Source organism: Methylibium sp. T29-B (genome assembly GCF_000576225.1).
GTDB lineage: Bacteria > Pseudomonadota > Gammaproteobacteria > Burkholderiales > Burkholderiaceae_C > Methylibium > Methylibium petroleiphilum.
In genome coordinates this window covers 1-5,623 of record NZ_AZSN01000193.1, presented here as the reverse complement: position 1 = coordinate 5,623, position 5,623 = coordinate 1, and the positions used below count along the sequence as shown (strand labels likewise).

At 61.6% G+C, this 5,623-nt stretch carries 8 protein-coding genes and 2 pseudogenes; 6 read left to right on the top strand and 4 right to left on the bottom strand.

The annotated features are described in order from the left end of the window. Positions 1–68 precede the first annotated feature (68 nt). The 4 genes from tnpA to Y694_RS19210 all read left to right on the top strand — a co-directional run bounded on the left by tnpA (position 69) and on the right by Y694_RS19210 (position 2,838). Positions 69–416: an IS66-like element accessory protein TnpA gene (tnpA, locus tag Y694_RS19225; protein WP_036235458.1), complete on the top strand. Its 348-nt coding sequence runs from the start codon at positions 69–71 to the stop codon at positions 414–416. Between the two features lie 5 nt (positions 417–421). Next, entirely contained in the window at positions 422–745 is a 324-nt protein-coding gene (gene tnpB, locus Y694_RS19220) for an IS66 family insertion sequence element accessory protein TnpB (protein WP_152543622.1), read from the top strand. An 80-nt stretch (positions 746–825) separates the two neighbouring features. Further along, positions 826–2,352, top strand: coding sequence for an IS66 family transposase (gene tnpC, locus Y694_RS19215; protein ID WP_036235453.1), 1,527 nt, complete (start codon positions 826–828; stop codon positions 2,350–2,352). Positions 2,353–2,508: 156 nt separating this feature from the next. After that, entirely contained in the window at positions 2,509–2,838 is a 330-nt protein-coding gene (locus Y694_RS19210; RefSeq protein WP_197028825.1) for an SMR family transporter, read from the top strand. Positions 2,839–2,957: 119 nt separating this feature from the next. On the opposite strand, the pseudogene Y694_RS27280 reads toward Y694_RS19210, so the two are convergent. Together Y694_RS27280 and Y694_RS27275 are read right to left on the bottom strand one after the other, a co-directional pair. Next, positions 2,958–3,514: pseudogene (locus Y694_RS27280) on the bottom strand (LysR substrate-binding domain-containing protein). 177 nt (positions 3,515–3,691) lie between these two features. Continuing rightward, a pseudogene (locus Y694_RS27275) lies at positions 3,692–3,820 on the bottom strand (LysR family transcriptional regulator); the annotation flags it as partial. A gap of 97 nt (positions 3,821–3,917) precedes the next feature. Here Y694_RS27275 and Y694_RS25030 point away from each other — a divergent pair. Both Y694_RS25030 and bla read left to right on the top strand, forming a co-directional pair. Further along, entirely contained in the window at positions 3,918–4,253 is a 336-nt protein-coding gene (locus Y694_RS25030; protein ID WP_197028824.1) for a hypothetical protein, read from the top strand. Next, positions 4,166–4,798: a class A beta-lactamase gene (gene bla / locus Y694_RS23735; protein ID WP_197028823.1), complete on the top strand. Its 633-nt coding sequence runs from the start codon at positions 4,166–4,168 to the stop codon at positions 4,796–4,798. The genes Y694_RS25030 and bla overlap by 88 nt, the downstream gene beginning before the upstream one ends. Before the next feature lie 118 nt (positions 4,799–4,916). Here the strand turns inward: bla and Y694_RS19205 are convergent, their stop codons facing one another. Together Y694_RS19205 and Y694_RS19200 are read right to left on the bottom strand one after the other, a co-directional pair. After that, positions 4,917–5,201, bottom strand: a complete 285-nt coding sequence (locus Y694_RS19205) for a type II toxin-antitoxin system mRNA interferase toxin, RelE/StbE family (RefSeq protein WP_011342942.1) — start codon at positions 5,199–5,201, stop codon at positions 4,917–4,919. Beyond that, positions 5,198–5,476, bottom strand: a complete 279-nt coding sequence (locus Y694_RS19200) for a hypothetical protein (protein WP_011342941.1) — start codon at positions 5,474–5,476, stop codon at positions 5,198–5,200. Before Y694_RS19200 ends, Y694_RS19205 begins: the two co-directional genes overlap by 4 nt. Between the last annotated feature and the right edge of the window lie 147 nt (positions 5,477–5,623).

Below are 5,623 nucleotides of genomic sequence, written 5' to 3'. Positions count from 1 at the left end.
GAACCCATCTTGAACGCTGCGGCCGCGCCAGCCAGGATGGTGTCCACCAAACGAGATAGGTGGACACCATGCCAGACGCCAAGCCGGACACGCGCCGGCGCCACGACCCGGAACTGAAGCGGCAAGTCCTTGCTGAATGCGCGGCACCTGGTGCGTCCGTGGCCAAGGTGGCGATGAGCCATGGTTTGAATGCCAACCTCGTCCACAAGTGGCGGCGCACGGTGGCCCATGATCGAGGCGCCGCTATCGCCGACCCGTTCGTGCCAGTGAGCGTTGTACCGGCGGCGCCACCGACGGTCGAGGCACCGCAGTTCGTCGAGGTGGACCTGCAACGGGGTTCGGTCACCGTGCGGGTGCGCTGGCCAATGGCGAGCGCGGCTTCTTGCGGCGCTTGGCTTCGTGAGATGCTGCGTTGATCCGGGTGGATGCGCTGTGGCTCGCTGTCGAGCCGCTGGACATGCGCGCCGGCACTGAGGCTGCCCTGGCTCGCGTGGTGTCGGTCTTCGGCGCGGCACGGCCACACCACGCCTACTTGTTTGCCAACCGCCGGGCCAACCGGATGAAGGTGCTGGTCCATGACGGGATTGGTGTGTGGCTGGCCGCACGGCGCTTGAATGTCGGCCGCTTCGTCTGGCCTCGCGATGTGAGCGGCACCTTGAGCCTGAGCCGCGCCCAGTTCGATGCCCTGGTTCTGGGGCTGCCCTGGCAGCGCGTCGGCGAGGCAGGAGTCATCACGCTGCTGTAGCCGCGCGTGCCGTAGGCCCGCGTGCAATTGCGGCATGTGCCGATGGCGCACTTGGCGTCGGTTCGGCACGATGCCTTCTCGTGATCGCCGACGACCTCGACACCCTCGATGCCCAGCAACTGCGCGACGCCTTGCGAGCGGCGCGCTCCGAGGTGGCATTCAAGCAGGCTGTCATCGACAAGCTCACGCACGAGAACGCGATCCTCAAGCGCTTGAAGTTCGCTGCGCAGAGCGAGCGGTACAGCGCCGAGCAGAAGAGCCTGCTGGACGAGACGCTGGACGCTGACCTGGCGGCCGTGGCCGCCGAGATTGAAGCATTGCAGCCCGCTCGGGCCACTGGCGAGCGCCAGCGGCCCCGGCGCGAGAAGCTGCCAGCGCACCTGCCGCGCCGCGACGTTCGCCATGAACCCGAGAGCACCACCTGCGGCTGTGGCCAGGCCCTGCAGCGCATCGGCGAGGACGTGGCCGAGAAGCTGGACTACCAGCCCGGCGTCTTCACGGTGGAGCGACACATCCGCGGCAAGTGGGTGTGCAAGTGCTGCGAGCGCATCGTGCAGGCGCCGGTCGCGCCGCACGTCATCGACAAGGGCCTGCCGACGAGCGCCCTGCTGGCCCAGGTGCTCGTCGCCAAGTATCTCGATCACCTGCCGCTGTACCGGCAGGAGGCCATCTTCGAGCGCGCCGGGCACGCCATCGCACGCTCGACGCTTGCCCAGTGGGTGGGCGAATGCGGTGTGCAGCTGCGGCCGCTGGTGGATGCACTGACCCGGGAACTTCTCGGCCAGGGTGTGCTGCACGCGGACGAGACGCCGGTGGCGATGCTCAAGCCAGGCCACGGCAAGACGCACCGCGCCTACCTGTGGAGCTACTGCACGACACAGTTCAACCCGCTGCAGGCCGTCGTCTTCGACTTCGCCGACAGCCGCGGTGGCCAGCATGCCCGCGAGTTCCTGGGACTGCCGGGCACGCCTTGCCAGCCCGGCTGGCAAGGCAAGCTCGTCTGCGACGACTTCGCCGGCTATAAGGCCTGCTTCGAGCTGGGCGTGACCGAGGCGGGCTGCATGGCGCACGCACGGCGCAAGTTCCACGAACTCTGGGCCAATCACGGCAGCCAGGTCGGCGAGCAGGCGCTGAAGTTCTTCGCGCAGCTTTATGACTTGGAGCGCGGTGGCGCCAATGCCGACACACAAACCAGGCTCGATGCCAGACAGGCTGCCCGGCCGTTGGCGGACGCGCTGCGCCAGTGGCTGCGACAGCAACGCCAGCGTGTTCCCGATGGATCAGCCACCGCGCGGGCTATCGACTACAGCCTCAAGCGCTGGGTGGCGCTGACGCGCTACCTCGACGATGGCGACCTGCCCATCGACAACAACTGGGTGGAGAACCGCATCCGGCCTATAGCGCTGGGTCGGCAGAACTGGCTGTTCGCTGGGAGCTTGCGCGCGGGCAAGCGAGCCGCAGCAATCATGAGCCTCGTGCACTCGGCTCGGCTCAATGGCCACGATCCCTACGTGTACCTGCGCGATATCCTCGAGCGCCTGCCGACCCAGCCAGCAAATCGGATCGTGGAACTTCTGCCGCACCACTGGAATCCTGCCGCCACCTAAATGCGGCCATCCCGGTGGCCAAGCTGCTGTCGGCATCCACCATTCGTGTGCTCAGAGTTCCACTAAACCGTCAAAAGGGGCGGGCGATACCCTTCGGCTCGAGGCGGGGCATTAATGGCTTCATACGGCCAGACCCAATACAGTCGCTGAATGAACATGAATTACGTTTATCTCGGCGTTGCGATCATTGCGGAAGTCACTGCCACCAGCTTCCTCAAGTCATCGGAAGGCATGACAAAACTATGGCCTACGCTTGCCAGCGTGACAGGCTATGCGGTCTCGTTCTACTTCCTCTCCATCACCCTCAAAGTGATACCAACGGGTATAGCCTATGGCATCTGGTCGGGCGTCGGCATTGTGCTGGTGTCGGCGGTCGGCTGGCTGTGGTTCAAGCAGACACTGGACGCCCCCGCGCTCGCCGGAATCGGCATGATCATGGCCGGGGTGCTGACGATCAATCTGTTCTCCAAATCGGTGGCCCACTGATCAGGTGGTGTTCACCGGACGCTTACACTGCGCACGCGACGGCACCCGACCCATAGTGGTCATTCCACTGCTCAACGGTAAGAGCAGCCGCATCCTTCGATGCCTCCACATGCCGAGAGCTAATTGTCTCGGCACTCTTGCTCCAGCCAGCCACGGAAAGCTTTCATCCCGTCGGTCTCTTTGCGTGGCTTGAGCTTGGTCAACCAATAGCTGCCCGTCTCAATCCGAGTGTCAAATAAGGTCACCAGCCGACCGCCGAGTAGGTCGCGACCAAAGAGACGAATCGGCAACAAAGCCACACCTGTTCCTTGTGCGGCTGCATCAGCAAGTACAAGGGATGAGTCAAACACCGGACCCGTCAAATGTGGGGGGTTTAACCCAACCGCCTGAAACCATGCAGTCCACTCGTCTGCTCGATAAGACCGCAATAGCGTGACCCGTGCCAAATCACTGGGGGTGTGGATTCGACTTGCCATGAAAGGGGCGCAAACAGGTGCGAGTGGCGCAGAAAAAGCTTCGACGCTTCTGTGCCGTGCCAGTGGCCGTCCCCAAAGCGGATTGCGAAGTCCAGGCCATCGCCTGCCAAGTCGACTCGGTTGTTGTTGGAAAACAGTCGAAGATCTATGAAGGGGTGCTTGACTTGAAAGTCGCGGAGGCGTGGCAGCAACCAGCCCACTGCAAACGTGCCGACGACGCCCACAGACAAAACTTCTTTCTTATGAGGCGTCTTGACCTTCTCAAGCGTTAAACCGATCCGTTCAAAAGCATCGGTCAACACTGGTAGCAGGGCAGCACCTTCATCAGTCAAAGCAAGCCCTCGCGGGATACGCCGAAAGAGTTTCTTGCCCAGGCGGTCTTCTAAGTTCTTGACGTGCTGACTGACGGCGGTCTGCGTCAGGTGCAGTTCAAGGCCCGCCCGGGTGAAGCTCAGATGGCGTGCAGACACCTCAAATGCGCGCAGCGCGTTAAGCGGAAGGTCCATGATGATCTAAGTTTTTCTTGGGCCTGGGCTGCAGATTTTACGTTTGAAGAGACCACCGACGATCCATATGATCACTCATTTTCAAACAGTAGGAACCATGAAAAGACGCAACTTCTCCGTCGGGATGGCATTTTCTGCCTTTGGCTTCAGTGCGATTTTCCCCAAGAAAAGCTTTGCCTTGGGCGAGCAAGGACAGATGACTGCTGTGTTTCAGCAACTCGAGGCTAAAGCCCAAGGCCGGTTGGGCGTACATGTCATAGACACAGCGACTGGTCACGAATTTGGCTACCGCTCTGACGAACTTTTCATGATGCTCAGTTCGTTCAAGCTGCTGGCGAGTGCTTGGTGCTGGCGCGCGCGGATCGTGGTGAAGAGTCGCTCACTCGGCGTATTCGTTACCGCAAGCAGGACTTGGTGCCTTGGTCGCCAGTGACAGAGGCATATGCGGATGGCGAGGGGTTGACTTTGGCCCAACTCTGTCACGCGACGATAACCACCAGCGACAACACAGCGGGCAATCTCATACTAGCCAGCTACGGTGGCCCTCAAGCTCTCACCCAGTATGCCCGCCAACTCGGTGACAAGATCACGAGGCTCGATCGGAACGAACCCGACCTCAACACCCGAGTCGAAGGAGGAAGCTTGGATACGACCTCACCGCGAGCCATGGCCATGACCATGAACAAGCTCCTCTTGGGCGATGCACTCTCACCCTTATCGCGGAATTTGCTCCGCCAGTGGCTGCTCGAAAACACGACCGGGGGAAAGCGCCTCAAGGCCGGAACCCCTGCTGATTGGACCGTTGGCGACAAGACCGGGACCAACAAGACAGATGCGAACGACATAGGAATATTGCTACCACCGCAAGGCGCACCGGTCCTTGTGACTGCTTACCTCGCTGACAGCACGGCAAGCAGCCAAATAAAAGATGCAACGCTTGCAGAGGTAGGTAGGCTCACCTCTATAGGCATACGATGAAGTCGGAGCGGGGATAAGGACTCGTTCCAGCAACCGCTCCTGGCCGCCTGCCGCCGACCGCGGTCTGGCTCGAAAGCAGTCTGTCAACGCGCCGTTTCATTGTTGCCATGATCATATCTTAATCGCGCACAGGCGGCCACAGGCGGGCAGTATGAACCAGCGTCAGTATCCACACCGTTTCGCCGTCGATCTGATACACCAGGCGATAGCTTTCGTGCGGGATCAACTCGCGGGTCCCGGGAATCTTTCCCGGCTTGCCCAGCATGGGGTGCTGGATCAAGCGGGCGGCCGCGTCGCTGAAAATCTCATCCATCCGGGCCGCCGCGCGCGGATTGTCGGCTGCGATGTAGTCCCACACATCGGCACGGTCTTGCTGCGCTTCGGGCGTCCAAACAACCCTCACGCCTGGCTCGCCACACTGGCACGCCGTGCGGCGAATTCGGCCTCAACTTCATCGTTCGACCGCCCCAATCCAGCGCGCATCGAAGCCCGGCCGGCTTCGACCTTGCGGCGCAGGAACTCGTCGTACTCGCGCGACTCGCGCTGGCGCTGAACGAACTCGCGCATCAGCTCGCGCAGCACTTGCGACGCCGGGCGATGGGCCGCCTCGGCTTCGGCCATAAACTCGGCGCGCAACTCAGGCTCCAGCTTCATCGTGAAAACGGCTTGTTTTGACATGATCGGGGCCTCCTGCCACTTGATACTAACAAAGTATATACGCCGTCATTACTAAGCGCTATTCACAGAACGCTGCAAGGCGGGCGTGCGCTAGGCCAAGGCCTGTCGGAAAACATTTGTTTTTCGACAGGCCTTCAACGGTCCTCT